Source organism: Streptomyces tamarix, assembly GCF_032423885.1.
GTDB classification, from domain to species: domain Bacteria; phylum Actinomycetota; class Actinomycetes; order Streptomycetales; family Streptomycetaceae; genus Streptomyces; species Streptomyces tamarix.
Map to the genome: position 1 here is coordinate 204,223 of NZ_JAWCTQ010000004.1, position 19,555 is coordinate 223,777.

Here is a 19,555-nt window from a genome sequence, read left to right on the forward strand (position 1 = left end):
CGCGCCGGGGCCGCCTCGCGGCGCCCGCGCGCGCCCCTCGCAGCCCGTGCGCGGCCCGTGCGCGGGCGGTGTCCGGTCCCGGTGAGCGGACGGCCGGACGCGCGGCGGGGAGCGGCCATTACGCTTGACCGCTGTGACCACCGCTCGCCTGCCCCTCTTCCCGCTGAACGCGGTGCTTTTCCCCGGCCTCGTGCTGCCGTTGAACGTCTTCGAGGAGCGGTACCGCGCCATGATGCGCGAACTGCTCACGACGGACGAGTCGCAGCCGCGCCGCTTCGCCGTCGTCGCGATCCGCGACGGCCACGAGGTGGCGCCGACCGCGCCGGGAATGCCCGACCAGACGGCCCTTCCGGAGCGTGGCCCCGCCGCGGGCTTCGGCCCCGACCCGCTCAAGGCGTTCCACCGGGTCGGCTGCATCGCCGACGCGGCGACCGTCCGCGAGCGCCCGGACGGCGGTTTCGAGGTCCTCGCCACCGGGACGACGCGGGTGAGGCTCCTGTCCGTCGACGCGAGCGGCCCCTTCCTCACCGCGGAGCTGGAGGAGTTGGAGGAACCGCAGGGCGAGGGCGCCGGCGCGCTCGCCGAGGGCGTGCTGCGGGCCTTCCGCGCGTACCAGAAGCGGCTGGCGGGGGCGCGCGAGCGGTCGCTGGCCACCGGCGCCGAGCTGCCCGACGAGCCCTCGGTCGTGTCGTACCTGGTGGCCGCCGCCGCGGTGCTGGACACACCGGCGAAGCAGCGGCTGCTCCAGGCGCCCGACACGGCGACCCGGCTGCGTGAGGAACTGCGGTTGCTGCGCGCCGAGACGGCGGTGCTGCGGCACCTGCCCTCGCTGCCGGCGGTCGAGCTGACGCGGACTCCGACGAGCCCCAACTGACACGGGGAGGGACAGGGAATGGCGAAGAAGGCGAAGAAGCAGGAGACGGGGACGCGCGCGGCGCACGCGCACCGGGGCGGCGGGCGGCGGGCGGGCGGCACCCCCGCGACGGTGGCCCTGACGGCCGCGGGGACGCCCTTCACGGTCCACGAGTACGCGCACGACCCGGCGTCGCCCTCGTACGGCGAGGAGGCCGCGGAGGCGCTGGGCGTCTCCCCGGAGCGGGTGTTCAAGACGCTGGTCGCCGACGTCGACGGCGCCCTGACCGTCGCGGTGGTGCCGGTGGCGGGCCAACTGGACCTGAAGGCGCTGGCCGCGGCGGTCGGCGGCAAGCGCGCGACGATGGCCGACCCGGCGGCCGCGGAGCGGACGACCGGCTACGTGCGGGGCGGCATCTCGCCGCTGGGGCAGCGCAAGAGGCTGCCGACGGTCCTGGACGCGTCGGCGTCGCGGCACGAGACGATCTGCGTGTCGGCGGGGCGGCGCGGCCTGGAGGTCGAACTGGCCCCGGCGCACCTGGCGGAGCTGACCGGCGCCGTCCTCGCGCCCATCGGCCGGGCGTAGCGCCCGGGCGCGCGGGGCCCGCCGCTCAGCCGCGGGGGCCGTCGTGCGGCGGGAGCGGGGGGCCGTACGGGGTGAGGTCCCACTCCGGCTCGGGGTCGCGGGGGCCGAACAGCGCCGTGAGCGCCAGGTGGACGAGCATCGCGGCGATCGGCCAGGCCAGCAGCGCCCCGTACGCCTGGAGCTCCAGCGGCGCGTCGAAGGGGACGCCCTCGCCGACCGCCCGCGCGCGGGCCACCACGTCGTGCGTGGGTCCGAGGAGCGTGCCCGTGCCCCAGCCCAGTACGGAACCGAGCACCCCGCCGAGGGCGAGGCCGGCCACGACGGCGACGCCGCCCCGCCGGTGCCACAGGAACACGGCGAGGGCGCTGAGCGCGCCGAACCCCAGGCCGAGCAGGACGAACACGCCGTCCGCGCCGACGGCGTGCTCCGCCTCCGACTCCGTCAGCAGGACCGACCTGCCGTCCGAGACGAGCGGGGTGCGCGGCGCCAGCCACAGCCACAGCAGGCCGAGCGCGATCCCCACGACCGCCACCGCGAGCAGGATCGCGGCGCCCTGGCGCACCTCCGCCGCCGTGTCCGGCGCCGCCTCCTCGCCCTTCGCGTACGGGGGCGCGGGCGGCCACGTGGCGTGCCCGCCCGGCGTGTCACCGTTCGGAGGGGTGCTGGGGGCGGCGGCGTCGTTCGGCACGTGCTCACTCGGGGGCTGGTGGGACGGGGGAAGGGGTGCGGTCACTCTGTCATCGTGCCAGGCCGGGTCGGGCAGCGCCTCACCGGACGGCCGCCCGGCGGTACGCCCGGGTGGCGACGGCCAGGGAGGCGACGCCGACGGCGGCGCAGACCGACAGGTCGAGGGCGACGGCCGCCCAGTCCGGGTCGGCGTCGAAGGTGCGGGCGAGCGCCTCGACCCCGTACGTGGACGGGAGCAGGTCGCGGGCCCAGCCGATCGGGCCGGGCAGCCGGTCGGCCGGCAGGACGCCGAGCAGCAGCGCCGCCGACATGCCGAGCTGGCCTAGCAGCGTGGCCAGTTCCTGGCGCGGGGCCAGCAGGCCGAGCGCGGCGCCGAGCCCGGACAGGGCGGCCCCGGCGAGCGGGACGACGGCCGCGAGGATCCACAGGTGGGTGAGCGGAAGCTGGAAGAGGAGCGATCCGGTGACGGCCGTGACGACCGTGCCGGGCACCGTGAAGGAGGCGTACGCCCCGGCGGCGCCGAGCACCACGGCGGCGGGCGGCACGGGCAGCGTGGCGTAGTGGTCGAGGCCGCCGCTCGCCCGCAACTGCCCGAAGTACTGGGCGAGCAGGTTCAGCGCGACGAACGCCACGACGAGGACGGACGACCCGGCGACGACCGCGCGGGCCTCGGCACCGCCGTCGACCACGCCGCGCATCAGCACCATGATGCCGACGGACTGGAAGGTCGCGACGAACAGCAGCGGGATGCGGGCGACCCGGGCGCGGGACAGCTGCGCCCGGTACACGGCGGCGAGCGCCGGCAGCAGCCGCGCACGGGGTGCGAGGGGCGCGGCCGTCCGGCCGCCCGCCCCGGCGGCCGACCGGACGGCCCCCGTCGAGAGCGCCTCCGCAGGCAGGGTGCTCACCGTTTCCCACTCCCGTCCTCGCCACCGGCGCCGTGCCGTGCGCCGACCGTGTCCGCCCCTCCGACCGCCCGGCGCACCGGGACGGCGGCGCCCCGCGTCCGGGCACCCGCCCGGGCGGGGCGCCGGCCCGCGCCGGGCCCCGTTCGCTCGCGTCGCCGCGCGTTCATGACTTGACCAGCCCCTTCGCCTCGCCGCCGAGCGCCAGGTAGACGTCCTCCAGGCTCGGCGTCGCCAGCGTGAAGTCGTCGAGCGCCGCGAACGCCGCGCCGCCCGTCACCGCCGCGACCGCCGCGCGCGCCGCGTCCGGAGCCAGGCGCAGCACCCAGCGGCGCCCCGACTCCTGGGCGCAGGTCCGCAGCGCGGCCACCTCGGGCACGTCGAGCGGGGCCCGCTCCCGCCACACCAGGTCGACGCGCACCTCGCCGGCCACGCGTTCCTTCAGCCCGGCCGGGGTGTCGCAGGCGATGACCCGGCCGCGCTCCAGGACGGCGACGCGGTCCAGGACGGTCTCCGCCTCTATCACGTTGTGGGTGACCAGCAGCACCGTCGCGCCGTGCTCGGCGCGGCGCCGGTCGACGGCGGCCCAGACGGCGCGGCGCGCCATCGGGTCCATGCCGGTGGTCGGCTCGTCGAGGACGAGCAGAGGCCGCTCGCCGACGAGGGCGGCGGCGAAGCAGGCGAGGCGGCGCTGCCCGCCGGAGAGCTTCTTCAGGGGCCGCGCGGCGAGTTCGCCGAGGCCCAGTTCGTCGAGGACGGCGTCGCGTTCGGCGCGGGCGTCCCGCGCGGTGAGGCCGCGCAGCCGGCCGGTCGTCTCGGCGGCCAGCGCGACGGTCAGCTCGTCGAGCGCGGTGGACTCCTGGCCGAGGTAGCCGATGAGCCGCGCGGCGCGGTCGGGGTGGCGCACGAGGTCGTGGCCGAGCACCTCAACGCTGCCGGAGTCGGGGCGCATCAGACCGGTGAGCTGGCGTACGAGGGTGGACTTGCCGGCGCCGTTGGGGCCGAGCAGCCCGAAGATCTCGCCGCCCCGCACGTCCAGGCTGATCCCGTCGGTGGCCCGCACCTCGGGTGTCGCGGGCCTGCCGCGCCCGCCGCGCGCGGCGGGGTACGTCTTCACCAGATCCCGCACCACGCACACCGTACTCACGAGGGATGAGCCTAAGGGGTCGCGGACCCCGGATCGCGCCCGGGGCGGCGCCGCGCGGCCCGCCGTGCCCGCCGCTACTCCCCCGTCGCCTGGTTCCCGGCCGCCGCGCGGACGTCGATCTCGCGCCAGAAACCGGCCCGGATCGCGTACCGGTCGTGCTCGTCGATCTGGTCGTCCTTGTGGGCGAGGAGGCCGAACCGGGCGGCGTATCTGAGGAGTTCGCCGTCGATGCGGTGCGGGATGCGCGGGTACATCGCGGAGAGCTTCTGGACGTGGCTCTGCTCGGGGAGCCGCTCCATCCAGCGGCGGGCGAAGACCTGGCCCACCTCGAACGGGTCGCCGCCGACCGTGGTGATGTCCTCCTCCCGGTCGGCCCAGCGCTGTTCGGCGCTGGTGAGCTGGGCGAGGGTCGGGAGCGACGCGGTCTCGGGGGGTTCGCCGAGGGGGCCGGGGCGGTCGATCCAGCCGCGGTCGGACGACCAGCGCAGGGTGGCGTTGGCGGGCCCGGTGGCCGGCTGGGTGCCGGGGTGGGCGGCGGGGCGCAGCCCGGCGAGGTCCTTCGGGGTGGGGACGCCGCGCGCCGCGCCGGAGGGGGCTGCGGGGTGCGCCGTGCCGTTGGCGGGCGCGGCGGGCGGCCCGGCGGTGGCGGGCGCGGCGACCGGGGTGGGGGCGGGGGCGGGGGGCGCCTGGTCGGCGAGGGCGCCGGACGCCGCGGCGGAGGCGCGTTCGGCGGCGGCGAGGGCCGCCTCGGGCAGGGGCGCGGCGAGGATGGCGGCGATCTCGGGACGCGGTACGGGCTGCGGGGCGCACGCTCCGGTGAGGTCCTTCGCCCGTACGGCGCGGGTGATCCAGGCCCGGTCGAGGACGCGGCGCTCGTCGGCCTCGGCGACGAGGTCCTCGGACTGGTTGTAGTCGCCGTCGGCGGCCTGGACGGCCCAGAGGTGGACGGCGACGCCGTGCTCCTTGGCGGACATCAGGCCGGGCAGCAGGTCACCGTCGCCGGTGACGAGGACGACGTCGGAGCAGGCGCGGTTGCGGGCCAGTTCGGTCAGCTCGGCGTGCATGGCGGCGTCGACGCCCTTCTGCGCCCAGCGCCCGTCGCTGCGGGTCAGGGCGCCGAGCCGGACGGTCACCCGGGGCATGACGCGCAGCCGGCGGTGCTCCGGCTGGGGGACGCGGTCGGGGGCGCCGTCGAACCAGTAGATGCGGAGCAGCGGCTGGGCCGTGTCGGCCTCGGCCCGTTCCCGCAGTCCCTGGATGAGGGCGGTGTGGTCGACGGTGATCCGGGAGCGGGCGGGCTCCCCCGCCAGCAGGCTGGCGGCGGCGCCGAGCAGATAGCCGGCGTCCACGAGCACGACGCAGCGGTCCACGTGTTCCACCCTCTTTCGGGAACCTCGGGATCGGAGTTGCTTCGGGTTTCCTTCGAGTCTGCCCGACTGCCGGGGTCTTAACTGCCGGAGCGCGATCATCGGCGTGGCGCCTCACCGTAGTGCCTTCCGCGTTTCCTGACTACGGCCTCCGGCCGCGTCCCACGACTACCGTCCGCAATGATCCAAAATGCGCGGCACATACCGGTATGTGAGTCTGATCGCGGCCCTGACCCCCATATCCCACAGGAGGCACCACCATGGCCAAGAACAAGAAGACCGAACGTCAGCAGCGACAGTCCGAGCGCGGCACCCAACAGGCGCACGACACGTCGCTGCAGCACCAGGCGGAACAGCGGACGACCCAGGTGACACCGGCGGACATCGCACAGAAGGGCCGCCAGAAGAGGTTCGGCCACAACTGACCCGGGCCGGGCGGACCGGCGCGGGATCACGGAAGGGGCGCGCCCGTCATCACGGGCGCGCCCCTTCCGCGCGTGTGCGCCGGCGGTGCCTCAGCCGGCCAGGCAGGACGGGCCGAGGAGGACCTTCAGGTCGCCGTAGAGCGCCGGGTCGGGCTGGACGCGGTGCCGGTCGAGGCGGAGCACGGTGGTCTTGCGGGGGCCCTGGAGCTTGATCCGCACCTCGGTGTTCCCCCTGTGGTGGCTGAGGATCTCGCCGAGGCGGCTGACCATCGGCGGGGTCACCTTCACCGTCGGGATGGTGAGGACGACCGGCGCGTTGGTGCCCGCCGACGACAGGTCGGGGACCATCAGCTCCATGGCGACCAGCCGGGGCACGTCCTCGCGCTTGTCGAGGCGGCCCTTGACGAAGACGACCGTGTCCTCGACGAGCTGGGTGGAGACCAACTGGTACGTGGCGGGGAAGAACATGCACTCGATGGAGCCGGCCAGGTCCTCGACGGTGGCGATGGCCCAGGCGTTGCCCTGCTTGGTCATCTTCCGCTGGAGGCCGGAGATGATCCCGCCGATGGTGACGACCGCGCCGTCCGCGTGCTCACCGCCGGTGAGCTGCGAGATCGCCGCGTCGCTCTTGTCCGACAGGACGTGCTCGATGCCGAACAGCGGGTGGTCGGAGACGTACAGGCCGAGCATCTCGCGCTCCTGGGCGAGCAGGTAGGACTTCTCCCACTCGACGTCGGAGAACTCGACGTCCAGGCCGAACCCCGGTTCGTCGCCGCCCTCGTCGCCCATGCCGCCGAAGAGGTCGAACTGGCCCTCGGCCTCCTTGCGCTTGACCGCGACCACGTTGTCGATCATGGATTCGTGGTGGGCGACGAGGCTCTTGCGCGTGTGGCCCATCTCGTCGAAGGCGCCGGCCTTGATCAGCGACTCGACGGTGCGCTTGTTGCAGACGACGACCTCGACCTTGTCCAGGAAGTCGGGGAAGGAGGAGTACTTCCCCTTCGCCTTGCGGCACTTGATGATCGACTCGACGACGTTCGTCCCGACGTTCCGCACGGCCGAGAGGCCGAAGAGGATGACGTCGTCGCCCTGGGCCGCGAAGTTCGCCTCGGACTCGTTGACGTTGGGCGGGAGGACCTTGATGCCCATGCGGCGGCACTCGTTGAGGTAGACCGCCGACTTGTCCTTGTCGTCCTTGACGGACGTGAGGAGCGCCGCCATGTACTCGGCGGGGTGGTTGGCCTTGAGGTACGCCGTCCAGTACGACACGAGTCCGTACGCGGCGGAGTGGGCCTTGTTGAAGGCGTAGCCGGCGAAGGGGACCAGCACGTCCCACAGCGCCTGGATGGCCTCGTCGCTGTAGCCGTTCTTCCGGGCGCCGGCCTGGAAGATCGTGAAGTTCTTCGCCAGCTCCTCGGGCTTCTTCTTGCCCATGACGCGGCGGAGGATGTCGGCCTCGCCGAGCGAGTAGCCGGCGATGATCTGGGCGGCCTTCTGCACCTGCTCCTGGTAGACGATCAGGCCGTAGGTGACGTCCAGGACCTCCTTGAGCGGTTCCTCCAGCTCGGGGTGGATCGGGGTGATCTCCTGCTGGCCGTTCTTGCGGAGCGCGTAGTTGGTGTGCGAGTTCATGCCCATCGGGCCCGGCCGGTAGAGGGCCGAGACGGCGGAGATGTCCTCGAAGTTGTCGGGCTTCATCAGCCGCAGCAGGGACCGCATGGGCCCGCCGTCGAACTGGAAGACGCCGAGCGTGTCACCGCGCTGGAGCAGCTCGAAGGTCGTGGGGTCGTCGAGCGGGAGGCCGAGGAGGTCGATGTCGATCCCCTTGTTGGCCTTCACCATCTTGACGGCGTCGTCCATGATCGTGAGGTTGCGCAGGCCCAGGAAGTCCATCTTCAGCAGGCCGAGCGACTCGCAGCTCGGGTAGTCCCACTGGGTGATGGTGACGCCGTCGGTGTGCCTCACCCAGACGGGGACGTGCTCGGTGATGGTCTCGCTGGACATGATCACGCCGGCGGCGTGCACGCCCATCTGCCGGACCAGGCCCTCCACGCCGCGCGCGGTGTCGATGACCTTCTTGACGTCCGGCTCGTTCTCGTACATCGCCCGGACCTCGCCCGCCTCGCTGTAGCGGGGGTGCGAGGGGTCGGTGATGCCGGACAGGGGGATGCCCTTGCCGAGGACGTCGGCGGGCATGGCCTTGGTGATCCGGTCGCCCATCGCGTACGGGTAGCCCAGCACGCGCGCGGAGTCCTTGATGGCGTTCTTGGCCTTGATCGTGCCGTACGTGCCGATCATGGCGACCTTGTCGGCGCCGTACTTCTCCGTCACGTACCTGATCACCTCGACGCGCCTGCGCTCGTCGAAGTCGATGTCGACGTCGGGCATGGAGACGCGCTCGGGGTTGAGGAACCGCTCGAAGATCAGGCCGTGCGGGATCGGGTCGAGGTCGGTGATGCCGAGCGCGTACGCGACGATCGAGCCGGCCGCGGAGCCGCGACCGGGGCCGACCGCGATGCCCTGGTTCTTGGCCCACATGATGAAGTCGGCGACGACGAGGAAGTACCCCGGGAACCCCATCTGGATGATGACGTCCATCTCGTACTCGACCTGCCGCTGCCGGTCCTCCGGGATGCCGCCGGGGAAGCGGCGGTGCATGCCGCGCTGGACCTCCTCCCGGAACCAGCTGACCTCCGTGTGCCCCTCGGGGATGTCGAACTTCGGCATGAGGTCGCGCTTCTCGAACATGCCGGTGGGGTCGATCATGTCGGCGATCAGCCGCGTGTTGGCGCACCCCTCCTGCCAGGCGTCCGAGGAGTCGATGGCGTACATCTCCTCCGTGGACTTCAGGTAGTAGCCCGTGCCGTCGAACTTGAAGCGGTCCGGGTCGGAGAGGTTCTTGCCGGTCTGGATGCACAGCAGCGCGTCGTGCGCCCCCGCCTCGTGCGCGTACGTGTAGTGCGAGTCGTTGGTGACCAGCGGCGGGATGCCGAGCTTCCGGCCGATCTCCAGCAGGCCGTCGCGGACCCGGCGCTCGATCTCGATGCCGTGGTCCATCAGCTCCAGGAAGTACCGCTCCTTGCCGAAGATGTCCTGGTAGTCGGAGGCGGCCTTCAGGGCCTCGTCGAACTGTCCGAGCCGCAGCCGCGTCTGCACCTCGCCGGACGGGCAGCCGGTGGAGGCGACGAGCCCCTCCGACCACTGCGCGATGGTCTCCTTGTCCATCCGGGGCCACTTCTGCAGCCAGCCCTCGGCGTACGCGTCGGACGAGAGGCGGAAGAGGTTGTGGAGGCCGGTGCTGTTGTACGCCCAGATCGTCTTGTGGGTGTAGCCGCCGGAGCCGGAGACGTCGTCGCGCTTCTGGTGCGGCTGGCCCCAGAGGATCTTGCGCTTGTTGCGCCGGGACTCGGGGGCCACGTACGCCTCGATGCCGATGATCGGCGTGACGCCCGCCTTCTTCGCCGAGTGGAAGAAGTCGTACGCCCCGTGCAGGTTGCCGTGGTCGGACATGGCGATGTGGGTCATGCCCATCTCGTTGCACGCGTCGAACATGTCCTTGAGCCGCGCGGCACCGTCCAGCAGGGAGTACTGGGTGTGCACGTGGAGGTGCGTGAACGGCGGCTTCGACACGGTTGCTGCCTCCGGGGTCGGGAGCGTCAGGAGGGAAGGGGGGTCGCTGGGAAGTCTACGACTCCCCGGTGACGGCGGAGGCCCACCGCGGGGGGGTGGTGCGCGGGCACTCGGAGGCGGGTCCGCGCGTTGGACCGGTCGGAAGACCCGTCCGTTTTGTCATGCACGCCGCGCCGCGGTGTGCGCGCGTCAGGAGGCACCCCGCGATGCCGGTCCCGCAGCCCACCGCCCAGGAGCGCGGCGAGCAGATCCTCTCCGTGTTCCACACCGCCTTCGGGGAGCTGCTGGCGGCGGATCCGGCGGCCTTCCGGGTCAAGTTCCGGAAGATGGCGCACTCCGCCTTCGCCTTCTACCGGGGCGCCGCCTGCCTCTTCTACGCCGACCTCGACGGGGAGGAGCGGGAGGGCGGGCCGTACCTGGACGAGCGCACGGGCCGGGTGTGGATCCACGGCGACCTGCACGCGGAGAACTTCGGCACGTACATGGACGCCAACGGCCGCCTGGTGTTCAACGTCAACGACTTCGACGAGGCGTACGTCGGCCCCTTCACCTGGGACCTGAAGCGCCTCGTCGCCTCCCTGGCGCTGCTCGGGTACGCGAAGGCGCTCAGCGACGACCAGATCACCGTGCTCGTACGGCTCTGCGCGGCGGCGTACCGGGAGCGGATCCACGCCCTGGCGACCGGCGCCCGCGACGAGGAGGCGCCGCCGTTCACGCTGGACACGGCCGAGGGCCCGCTGCTGGCCGCGCTGCGGGAGGCCCGGTCGCTGACCCGGTTCGGACTGCTCGCCACGATGACGGAGATCCGCGAGTTCGAGCGCCGCTTCTCCTCCGGCGGCGGCACGGTCGACCTGGACGCGGCGACCCGCTACAAGGTGCTGGCCGCCTTCGACGGGTACCTGGAGACGCTCCCGCCGTCCAGCCTGGGCCGCCCGGACTCGTACCGGGTGAAGGACGTGGTGGGGCGGCGCGGCGTCGGCATCGGCTCGGCCGGCCTCCCGTCGTACAACATCCTCCTGGAGGGCAACAGCGACGCCCTGGAGAACGATGTCGTGATCTACATGAAGCAGGCGCAGGTCCCGGCGGTCTCCCGGCACGTGACGGACCCGGCGGTGCGGGGGTACTTCCACCACGAGGGGCACCGCACGGTCATCTCGCAGCGCGCCCTCCAGGCGCACGCCGACCCGTGGCTGGGCTGGACGGAGCTGGGCGGCGCGGGCCAGCTGGTCGCGGAGGTCTCCCCGTACGCCGTGGACCTGGACTGGTCGGACATCGACGACCCGGACGAGATGGCCGCGACCGTCGCGGACCTGGGACGGGCCACGGCCACGATGCACGCGGCCGCGGACGACGAGAGCGGCCACTCGCTGGTCCCGTTCAACACGGAGCGGGCCATCGACGCGGCGATCGCGGCGGACGAGGAGGGGTTCGGGGAGACGCTGGTGGAGTTCGCGCACGCCTACGGGGCGCGGGCGCGGGCGGACCACCAGATCTTCGTGGACCTCTTCCGTAACGGTCGGATTCCGGGGCTCCGCTGATCACCTCCTTTTAGGAGCCCCTTACCGCCTGTCGTGGCACACTCTCCGACGATGGACGACATGACCGGGACCCAGCTGAGGGGGGTGCGGGCAGCGATCTTCACGGCTCTCGTCGTGACGCTGTCCGCCGCCTCCCACGTGCTGCTGTCCCGGGTGCCGCTGCCGCTGACCGCGGTCCTGGCGGTCGCGGCCGGCGTCTTCGCCGCCGCCTACGCGCTGGCCGGCCGGGAGCGGGGGTACGGGCCGATCGCCGGCCTGCTCGTCCCGCTGGAGCTGGCCGCGGACACGGTGTTCACGGCGGGCCAGCACGCCTGCTACGGCCCCTCCGGCGGCCCGGTCGCCGGGTCGCTGCGCGCGGTCGGCGTCGACGTGCTGTGCGGCGACGCGGTGGGGACGCCCCTGCCGGGCGTCGCCGTGCCGGACACCGCGGCGGCGGCGCTGCTGCACTCCGGCGACCCGGCGGTGCCGTGGCTGCTGCTCGCCGCGCACGTCACGGTGGGGCTGGTCGCCGCGGCCTGGCTGCGGCGCGGCGAGGCGGCGCTGGGGCGGGTGCTGCGGGCGGCGGGGGCGTCGGCGTTCCGCCCGCTGCTGGTGGCGTGGGCGGTGTCCACGGCGCGGGGACTCGCGCCCCGGCCGGCTCCGCGCGCGGTCGCCCGCCGGCGCACGGCCCTCCGCGCGCGCCTCCTGGTGCACTCCGTCGGCCGGAGGGGACCGCCGTGCAGGCCCGTGACGGCCTGACCACAGCACCCCTCGACCACTGATCACCGACCGGTGATCCCCCACGCAGACGGAGAAACGAATCACCATGAGCGCACGCAACAGCAAGGTCAACAAGGCGGCGGCCCGCGAACGGCTCCGGGAGGAGCGCGAGCGCCAGGCGAAGCGGGACAAGAGGAAGCGGCAGATCACCGTCGCCGTCTCCGTCCTGGCCGTGCTCGCCCTGGCCGGCGGCGTCGGCTACGCCGTCGTCCAGGCCAACAAGCCCTCCCACTGGGAGGCCGCGAAGGACGTCAAGGACGTCAAGGCGCCGAAGAACACGACCGGCGAGAACGGCACCACGGTCGTCATAGGCAAGTCGACGGCGAAGAAGACGCTCCAGGTCTTCGAGGACTCGCGCTGCCCGGTCTGCGCGATCTTCGAGCAGCAAGTCGGCCCGGTGATCGAGAAGGACCTCGAGGCGGGCAAGTACAAGATCCAGTACGTGGGCGCCACCTTCCTCGACGGCGACTCCATGGAGCAGGACCGCATCGGCTCGAACGGCGAGGGTTCCAAGAACGCCCTGTCCGCCCTGGGCGCGGCGCTCGACGTGAGCCCGGACGCGTTCATGGAATTCAAGACGGCGATGTACTCGACGAAGTTCCACCCGGAGGAATCCAAGGACGAGCTCGCCAAGGACTCGTACATCCTGAAGATCGCCGAGTCGGTCCCGGCGCTGAAGGACAACGCGGCGTTCAAGAAGAACGTCGAGGAGGGCACCTTCGACGCCTGGGCCCTGAAGATGTCCGAGACCTTCGACAAGAGCGATGTCACGGGCACCCCCACCCTGAAGATGGACGGCAAGCCGGTCACGGACGCGAACGGCAAGAACGCGCCGATGACGGCTGCGGAGTTCACCACGGCCATCGACAAGGCCCTGAAGGGCTGACCCGCGCGCCCGGGAGCCGCCCCCCGCCCCGCAGGCGGGGGGCGGCTCCCGTTCGGGTCCGGCCGCGGGACGCGCACGGCCCGCTCCCGGTGGAGCGGGCCGTTCCGTTCAGGGGGCGGGAACAGGAGGCAACTTCCCGCCGAACAGCGGCACTTCCGGCTTACCCGACGGTAATGTGACAGGTAGTCTGCTCCGCCGTGACCAGTCGTTCCCTTTCCGCTCCCAGCCGCCGCACGGTCGTCAAGGCCGCCGCCGCCACCGCTGTCGCCGCTCCCGTCCTGGCCTCCGCCCCGCTCGCCGCGGCGAACACCGGGACCCCCGCCTTCCTCCACGGCGTCGCCTCCGGCGACCCGCTCCCCGACGGGATCCTGCTCTGGACCCGTGTGACGCCCTCCCCCGACGCCGTGCCCGGCTCGGGCACGGGGGCGGACACCGAGGTGGGGTGGGAGGTGGCCGAGGACAGGGGCTTCACGCGGACCGTCGCCCGCGGGACCGTCACCGCGGGCGCCGCGACCGACCACACCGTCAAGGTGGACGTGCGCGGGCTGCGGCCGGCGACCGCCTACTGGTTCCGGTTCACCGCCGGGGCGGCCGGCGCCGGGGCCGTCTCGCCGGTCGGCCGGACCCGTACGGCACCGGGGTACGACGACGCGGCGCGGGGCGTCCGGTTCGGCGTCGCGTCGTGCGCCAACTGGGAGGCCGGCCACTTCGCCGCGTACCGCCACCTCGCCGCCCGCGGCGACCTGGACGCCGTCCTCCACCTCGGCGACTACATATACGAGTACGGCTCCGGCTCCTACCCGAAGACCGACGACGTCCTGCGCCCCCACGAGCCGCGCCACGAGATCGTCACCCTCGCCGACTACCGCGTCCGGCACGCCACCTACAAGTCGGACCCCCACCTGCAGGCGCTGCACGCCGCGCACCCGCTGATCGCGATCTGGGACGACCACGAGTTCGCCGACGACACGTGGTCGGGCGGCGCCGACAACCACACCCCCGGCACCGAGGGCGACTGGGCCGCGCGCATGGCCGCCGCCCGGCGCGCGTACTTCGAGTGGATGCCCGTGCGCACCTCCGTCGAGGGCACGGTCTACCGGCGCCTGCGCTACGGCAGGCTCGCCGACCTGCACCTGCTCGACCTGCGCTCGTTCCGCTCCCGGCAGGCGTCCGTCGGCAGCGGCGCGGTCGACGACCCGGAGCGCACGATCACCGGCCGCGCCCAGTTGGACTGGTTGAAGGCGGGGCTGGCGTCCTCGGACGCGACCTGGCGGCTGGTGGGCACGTCGGTGATGATCTCGCCGGTCGCCTTCGGCTCCCTCCCGGCCCACCTGCTGAAGCCCGTGGCCGAGCTGCTGGGCCTGCCGACGGGCGGGCTGGCGATCAACGTGGACCAGTGGGACGGGTACACGGACGACCGCCGGGAGCTGCTGGCCCACCTCCAGGAGCGGGCCATCCGCAACACCGTCTTCCTCACCGGCGACATCCACATGGCGTGGGCCAACGACGTGCCGGTCACGGCCGCCACGTACCCCGCGTCGCCGTCCGCCGCGACCGAGTTCGTCGTCACGTCCGTGACCTCGGACAACCTCGACGACATCCTGAACGTCCCGGCGAACACCGCCTCCGCGGTCGCCGCCGCCGCGCTCAAGGCCGCCAACCGGCACGTGCGGTGGATCGACATGGACCACCACGGGTACGGCGTGCTGGACGTGACGTCCGAGCGCGCGCAGATGGACTACTTCGTCCTCTCCGACCGCACGGACCCGGACGCGTCGGCCGCGTGGACGCGCTCGTACCGGACGCTGAGCGGAACGCAGAAGGTCGAGCGGGTGTACACACCGGTGCGATGAGATGACCGCGCGGGTGTTTTTCAGCCAACCCCCGCGTGTTAACTGAAGATCACATACTTGTGGCGGGTGGTGCGTTCCGGAGATCGAACCCGGACACACCACCCGCTCGCGTCGGCCCCTTCCTTACGTACGGATCTCAACCTCCGGGACGGACCGAAGGATTTCGCCCACGCTCCTCCATCTCCTCAAGGATTGATTGGGCCGGAACGCTCCTCCTTCACATGTGACATGGCCACGTAATCTCCCGGCGGTGGCGAGGAAGGCCCTCTCCGCTCCCCCCGCAAGGAGACACGTATGCGTGCTCTTGTCCGTATATCTCCGAGAGCGCACCGTCGCGTGCTCGGTACGGCCGTGCTGGCCGGAACGCTGGCGCTGTTCCCGTTCTCCGCCCCGACGGGTGTCGCCGCGGCGACCGCACCGCTCGCCGCCGGCGAGGAGTGCGTCGAGGAGACGGGCGCGGGCGCCCACGCACGCGAGTCCCGCCCGTCGGGCCACGTCCACGAGCACGAGCCCAACGAGGTCTCCGCCACCGAGGCCGCGTCCATGGAGGCCGACCTCCAGAAGAAGCTGAAGGCCGCCGAGGCCAGGGGGCTGGACAGCGCCCGGTTCGACACGGCCGCCGCGGCGACGACCGTCCCGGTCTACTTCCACGTCATCCACGACGGCGCCAAGGGCAAGCTGACCGCGACGGACATCAACAGCCAGATGGCCGTCCTCAACTCCGCGTTCGGCGGCCAGGGCACCGGCAACACCGCCACCGGCTTCCAGTTCACCCTGGCGGGCACCACCTACACGGACAACGCCGCCTGGTACAACCTCTCCTCCGGCTCCGCCGAGGAGAAGGCGATGAAGACCGCCCTCCGCCAGGGCGGCGCGGGCGCACTGAACTTCTACACCGCCAACCTCGGCGGCGGCCTCCTCGGCTGGGCGACCTTCCCGTCCTCGTACCGCTCCAACCCGTCCATGGACGGTGTCGTCGTCCTCGACGCGTCGCTGCCCGGCGGCTCGGCCGCCAACTACAACCAGGGCGACACCGGCACCCACGAGGTCGGCCACTGGATGGGCCTGTACCACACCTTCCAGGGAGGCTGCAGCGGCCAGGGCGACTACGTCGCCGACACGGCCGCCGAGAAGTCCCCGGCGTACGAGTGCCCGACGGGCCGCGACTCCTGCGCCCGCCAGGCCGGCGCGGACCCGATCCACAACTTCATGGACTACACGTACGACTCCTGCATGTACCAGTTCACGACCGGTCAGGTGCAGCGCATGCAGGACCACTGGACGGCGTACCGCGCGGGCTGAGCCCCGGCCCCGGCCGTCCCGACGGCCCGGCACACGACGCGCGAGGGGCACGGTGCGGCGGGAACGCGGCACCGTGCCCCTTCGTGTGACGGCCCGGCGGCACCCCGGCCGCCACCCGGATCAGAGCCCGCCGAGGAACTCCAGGGACGTCGCCCAGGTCCGCTCGGCCGCCTCCTCGTCGTAGTCCGCCAGGTCCGGGTCGGTGTACAGGTGGCCGGCGCCCCGGTAGCGGTGCACCTCGACGTCCGCCCCGGCCCGCCCCATCTGCAGGTACCAGGTGTTCAGCCAGTCGTCCGGCTCGAACGGGTCCGGGTCCGCGACGTGGAGCTGGACCGGCAGCCCGCCCACCGACGCGTCCTCCGGCACCTCGTACGTGCCGTGCAGGAGCAGCAGTCCGCGCGCCTTCCCGTCGGCGACGGCCACCATCTGGGCGAACGCGGCGCCCAGCGAGAACCCCGCGTACACCAGGCCGCTTCCGGCGTGCGGCGCGGCGGCCGCGACGGCGCGCCGGACCAGCTCGTCCCAACCGATCCGGTCCTTGATCTCCCGCCCCTCCTCCGCCGTGCTCGCGGTTTGACCTTCGTACAGGTCGGGCACGCGCACCTGGTGCCCGGCGGCACGCAGCCGGTCCGCGGCCGCGTGCACGGCCGGGCGGAGACCGCAGACCGAGTGGAACAGCATGATGTCCATCCGGTCATCCTGCCACTACCCGCCCTGGGTTCGGAGTCATGGAGAACGTACTGCGTCCGTTGACCGTCCTGGGTGGCTCGGTCGTGCTCACCCTGCTCGTCGGCTGGGCCGCCGACGTGCTGTTGAAGCGAGCCGACTGCCGCCACCCCGAGACCCCCCTGTGGGGATTGCTGCGCCGCTGCCGGATACCCCTCCAACTGCTCATGCTGGCCGCGTTGCTGCGCGGCGCGTACCGGGAGGCGTCCTGGCAGGTCATCAGGGACCACGAGGAGGGCATCGGCCGGGGGCTGACGCTGGTGCTGATCGGCGCGGGCGCCTGGCTGGTGGTGCGGATCGCGGCGGCGGTCGTCGAGGCGACGTACGCGCGGTACGCCGCGACGACCCGGCACGCCGACCGGGTGCGCCGCGTCCGGACGCAGGTCACGCTGATCATGCGGATCGTCACGGCGGTGGTCGGGGTGGTCGCGGTGGCGGCGATGCTGCTGACCTTCCCGGACTTCCGGACGGTCGGGACGTCGATGCTGGCGTCCGCCGGCATCATCGGCATCGTCGCCGGTGTGGCGGCGCAGTCGACGCTCAGCAACGTCTTCGCCGGGTTCCAGATCGCCTTCGGCGACGTGGTGCGGATAGGCGACACCGTGGTCGTGGACGGCGAGTGGGGCGTCGTCGAGGAGGTCACGCTGACCTTCCTCACCGTACGGACCTGGGACGAGCGCCGGCTCACCATGCCCGTCTCGTACTTCACCAGCAGGCCGTTCGAGAACTGGTCGCGCGGCGGCGCGCAGATCACCGGCACCGTCTACTTCCACCTCGACCACGCGGTCCCCGTCGGGCTGATGCGCGAGCGGCTCCGGGAACTCCTGGAGAAGTCCCCCTACTGGGACGGGCGCGCCTGGTCCCTGTCCGTGACGGACACCACACCGAGCACGATGGTGGTGCGGGCGGTGGTCACCGCGCGGAACGCCGACGACGTGTGGAACCTGCGGTGCGACGTACGGGAGCAGTTGATCGCCTGGCTGTACGAGCACCATCCGTACGCGCTGCCCCGCGTGGCCACGACGATCGCCCCGGACCGCGGCACGGAGCACGACCGGGACGACGACCACTCCCTCGTCCGGGACGGCGAAGGGGACCCCGTACGGGACGGCGACCGCGACCGGGGCCCCGCACGGGACCGGGACGGCGGGCCCGGGTGGGACCGGGACGGCGGCTCCGAGCGAGGCCGGGACGGCGACCGGGGCCCCGGGCAGGGCCGGGACGGCGGGCCCTGGCGGGGCTGGGTGCCGGGACGGCGCGCCTAGGCACCGCGCGGCCCGGGCGGGCTCAGTGGAGGCTGCGGACGTCCAACTGGTGCAGCACCCGGTCGACGACCTCCGGGTCGGCGCCCGGCTCGGCGCGGGCGGCCAGCACCTCGTGGCGGGCCGCCGACAGCATGTCGTGCTGGACGCGCTGGACGGTCTCCAGGCGCCGCGCCCGCCGCTCGTACGCCGCCCGCCTCTCCTCGTCGACCACGTCGGGGCTGATCCTCGCCCCGATGTCGAACGCCAACCGCCGCAACTGCTCCACCAGGTCGTCCGGCAGCTCCTCGGCCTGCTGGATCTCCTTCAGGCGCCGTTTGGCGGCGAGGGTGGCGCGCAGCGCGAGGTCGCGCTCCAGCCACCGCTCCGCGTCGCTGTCGGCGCGCACGCCGAGCCGCCCGACCAGCCAGGGCAGGGTGAGGCCCTGGAGGACCAGCGTCACCATGATCACGCAGAAAGCGATGAACAGGATCTCGTCGCGGGCCGGGAACCCCTCCCCCGCGTCGGTGGTGAGCGGGATGGCCAGCGCCAGCGCGACCGACGCGACACCGCGCATGCCCGACCACCACATGATGACGGCCTCCCGCCAGCTCACCGGGATCTCCTCGGCCGAGGAGCCCGGCGTGTGGAGCCGCTTCGCCAGCCACGCGGCGGGCAGCAGCCACAGCAGCCGCACCCCGACGACGGTCGCGACGACGATCGCGCCCCAGCCGAGCATCCGCAGCTCGCGGCCCTCGGCCAGCCTGACCACCGTGCTCAGCTCCAGCCCGACGAGGCCGAACGCCACCCCGGTGACCAGGGTGTCGATGATCTCCCAGAAGGTGCGGCCCGTGAGCCGGCCCGTCACGTCGTCCGCGTCGAGGGTGTGCCCCGCCACGGCGAGGGCCGTGACGAGGACCGCGAGGACGCCCGAGCCGTGCAGCTCCTCGGCGAGCGCGTACGCCGCGAACGGCAGCAGCAGGGTCATCCCGGTCCGTAGGATGGGGTCGTCCAACGCACCCGCGATCCGGCCGCCCACCTTGCCGAGGACCAGCCCGGTGGCGACGGCGACGACGGCGGACAGCAGCAGCTCCAGGCCGGCGTCCGTCCACGAGAACGCCCCGGCGACGACCGCGCCGACCGCCACGTGGTAGACGACGATGGCCGTCACGTCGTTGAACAGGCCCTCGCCCTCCAGGATGGAGACGAGGCGGCGCGGCAGGCCCACCGATCCGGCGACGGCGGTCGCGGCGACCGGGTCGGGCGGGGCGACGAGCGCGCCCAGCGCGACGGCGGCGGCGATCGGCAGCCCGGGAACGACCGTGTGCGCGACGGCGGCGACGGCGGCCGTCGTGACCAGGACGAGCGCCACCGCGAGCAGCAGGATCGGCCGCAGGTTCACCGTGAACTGCCGCCAGGACGTGCGCTGCACGGACGCGTACAGCAGCGGCGGCAGGACGAGCGGCAGGATGAACTCGGGCGGGACGTCGACGTTCGGCACGAACGGCAGCAGCGCCAGGACGACCCCGAGGAGCGTCATCAGGACCGGCGCGGGCAGCCCGAGCCGGTCACCGAGCGGAACGGTCAGCACGGCACCGAGCAGCAGAACGAGCAGGAGAGCCAGCTGGTCCACGGTGCGACACCCTCCGCC

General features: G+C 73.0%; 16 protein-coding genes. 9 read left to right on the forward strand and 7 right to left on the reverse strand.

Features of this window, described 5'->3' with window-relative positions; genetic code table 11:
- Positions 1 to 133: 133 nt before the first annotated feature.
- Both RND61_RS05400 and ybaK read left to right on the forward strand, forming a co-directional pair.
- A complete protein-coding gene (locus RND61_RS05400) occupies positions 134 to 874 on the forward strand; it encodes an LON peptidase substrate-binding domain-containing protein (protein ID WP_315876532.1) in 741 nt (246 codons plus the stop codon).
- Positions 875 to 892: 18 nt separating this feature from the next.
- The gene (gene ybaK, locus RND61_RS05405) at positions 893 to 1,438 is read left to right on the forward strand and encodes a Cys-tRNA(Pro) deacylase (protein WP_315876533.1); all 546 of its coding nucleotides are present in this window, start codon (positions 893 to 895) and stop codon (positions 1,436 to 1,438) included.
- 25 nt (positions 1,439 to 1,463) lie between these two features.
- Here ybaK and RND61_RS05410 read toward each other — a convergent pair whose 3' ends face one another.
- The 4 genes from RND61_RS05410 to RND61_RS05425 form a co-directional block, all read right to left on the reverse strand.
- Entirely contained in the window at positions 1,464 to 2,171 is a 708-nt protein-coding gene (locus RND61_RS05410) for a DUF2567 domain-containing protein (RefSeq protein ID WP_315876535.1), read from the reverse strand.
- Between the two features lie 34 nt (positions 2,172 to 2,205).
- Positions 2,206 to 3,033 carry an ABC transporter permease gene (locus RND61_RS05415; RefSeq protein ID WP_315876537.1) on the reverse strand — a complete coding sequence of 276 codons (828 nt, stop codon included), beginning with the start codon at positions 3,031 to 3,033 and terminating at the stop codon, positions 2,206 to 2,208.
- A 163-nt stretch (positions 3,034 to 3,196) separates the two neighbouring features.
- Entirely contained in the window at positions 3,197 to 4,162 is a 966-nt protein-coding gene (locus RND61_RS05420; protein ID WP_315876628.1) for an ABC transporter ATP-binding protein, read from the reverse strand.
- 89 nt (positions 4,163 to 4,251) lie between these two features.
- A complete protein-coding gene (locus RND61_RS05425; protein WP_315876629.1) occupies positions 4,252 to 5,547 on the reverse strand; it encodes an NYN domain-containing protein in 1,296 nt (431 codons plus the stop codon).
- 257 nt (positions 5,548 to 5,804) lie between these two features.
- Here RND61_RS05425 and RND61_RS05430 point away from each other — a divergent pair, with 257 nt between their 5' ends.
- On the forward strand, positions 5,805 to 5,969 hold the full coding sequence (locus RND61_RS05430; RefSeq protein ID WP_315876539.1) for a hypothetical protein: 165 nt from the start codon (positions 5,805 to 5,807) through the stop codon (positions 5,967 to 5,969).
- A 90-nt stretch (positions 5,970 to 6,059) separates the two neighbouring features.
- Here the strand turns inward: RND61_RS05430 and dnaE are convergent, their stop codons facing one another.
- Positions 6,060 to 9,599, reverse strand: coding sequence for a DNA polymerase III subunit alpha (dnaE, locus tag RND61_RS05435; RefSeq protein ID WP_315876541.1), 3,540 nt, complete (start codon positions 9,597 to 9,599; stop codon positions 6,060 to 6,062).
- Between the two features lie 206 nt (positions 9,600 to 9,805).
- Between dnaE and RND61_RS05440 the strand changes: the two genes are divergently transcribed.
- The 5 genes from RND61_RS05440 to RND61_RS05460 all read left to right on the forward strand — a co-directional run bounded on the left by RND61_RS05440 (position 9,806) and on the right by RND61_RS05460 (position 15,937).
- A complete protein-coding gene (locus RND61_RS05440; RefSeq protein WP_315876543.1) occupies positions 9,806 to 11,137 on the forward strand; it encodes a DUF2252 domain-containing protein in 1,332 nt (443 codons plus the stop codon).
- A 60-nt stretch (positions 11,138 to 11,197) separates the two neighbouring features.
- Positions 11,198 to 11,875, forward strand: a complete 678-nt coding sequence (locus RND61_RS05445) for a hypothetical protein (RefSeq protein WP_315876545.1) — start codon at positions 11,198 to 11,200, stop codon at positions 11,873 to 11,875.
- A gap of 67 nt (positions 11,876 to 11,942) precedes the next feature.
- Positions 11,943 to 12,782, forward strand: coding sequence for a thioredoxin domain-containing protein (locus RND61_RS05450; RefSeq protein WP_315876546.1), 840 nt, complete (start codon positions 11,943 to 11,945; stop codon positions 12,780 to 12,782).
- A 197-nt stretch (positions 12,783 to 12,979) separates the two neighbouring features.
- Positions 12,980 to 14,635, forward strand: coding sequence for an alkaline phosphatase D family protein (locus RND61_RS05455; protein ID WP_315876547.1), 1,656 nt, complete (start codon positions 12,980 to 12,982; stop codon positions 14,633 to 14,635).
- Positions 14,636 to 14,929: 294 nt separating this feature from the next.
- A complete protein-coding gene (locus RND61_RS05460; protein WP_315876549.1) occupies positions 14,930 to 15,937 on the forward strand; it encodes a zinc metalloprotease in 1,008 nt (335 codons plus the stop codon).
- Positions 15,938 to 16,057: 120 nt separating this feature from the next.
- Here the strand turns inward: RND61_RS05460 and RND61_RS05465 are convergent, their stop codons facing one another.
- Positions 16,058 to 16,627 (reverse strand): dienelactone hydrolase family protein, encoded by a 570-nt coding sequence (locus tag RND61_RS05465; RefSeq protein WP_315876551.1) that lies wholly within the window; start codon positions 16,625 to 16,627, stop codon positions 16,058 to 16,060.
- A 38-nt stretch (positions 16,628 to 16,665) separates the two neighbouring features.
- On the opposite strand from RND61_RS05465, the gene RND61_RS05470 reads away from it, so the two are divergent.
- Positions 16,666 to 17,928: a mechanosensitive ion channel family protein gene (locus tag RND61_RS05470; protein WP_315876553.1), complete on the forward strand. Its 1,263-nt coding sequence runs from the start codon at positions 16,666 to 16,668 to the stop codon at positions 17,926 to 17,928.
- A 22-nt stretch (positions 17,929 to 17,950) separates the two neighbouring features.
- Here the strand turns inward: RND61_RS05470 and RND61_RS05475 are convergent, their stop codons facing one another.
- A complete protein-coding gene (locus RND61_RS05475; RefSeq protein ID WP_315876555.1) occupies positions 17,951 to 19,537 on the reverse strand; it encodes a Na+/H+ antiporter in 1,587 nt (528 codons plus the stop codon).
- Between the last annotated feature and the right edge of the window lie 18 nt (positions 19,538 to 19,555).